Source organism: Robertmurraya sp. DFI.2.37 (assembly GCF_029211245.1).
Taxonomy (GTDB): Bacteria; Bacillota; Bacilli; order Bacillales; family Cytobacillaceae; genus Robertmurraya; species Robertmurraya methanolica_A.
This window is the reverse complement of sequence record NZ_JARGEJ010000939.1, coordinates 1-286: the sequence shown is the minus strand read 5'-3', so window position 1 is coordinate 286 and position 286 is coordinate 1. Positions and strand designations below refer to the sequence as shown.

Here is a 286-nt window from a genome sequence, read left to right as displayed (position 1 = left end):
TCTTTATTTTCTAGATAATACTCCCCGTTTGTTTCAGGGATTACTTTCGTTTCTCCTTCTCTAATCCAAAGCATATCATCAATGTACATGCCAGGAACGAAGCGCAGTATTCCACCAAAAAGAAAAATAATTAAGCCACAATGGTTGACATACGGACCCCAACGGGAGAAACGACCTTTTTCCGCTAAAATATTTCCGTATTCTTCACGTATTTTATAGCGCTTCATTGCTAAATTTTCTTTTGCCTTTTCGAAAGAAGCGTCTATGTTCTCAGAAGCAGAGGTCG

1 protein-coding gene is annotated in these 286 nt (G+C 38.8%); it reads right to left on the bottom strand.

Annotation, left to right across the window (positions count from 1 at the left end):
• On the bottom strand, positions 1-286 hold a 286-nt coding region (locus tag PZE06_RS29240), incomplete at both ends, for a cytochrome c biogenesis ResB family protein (protein ID WP_275792578.1).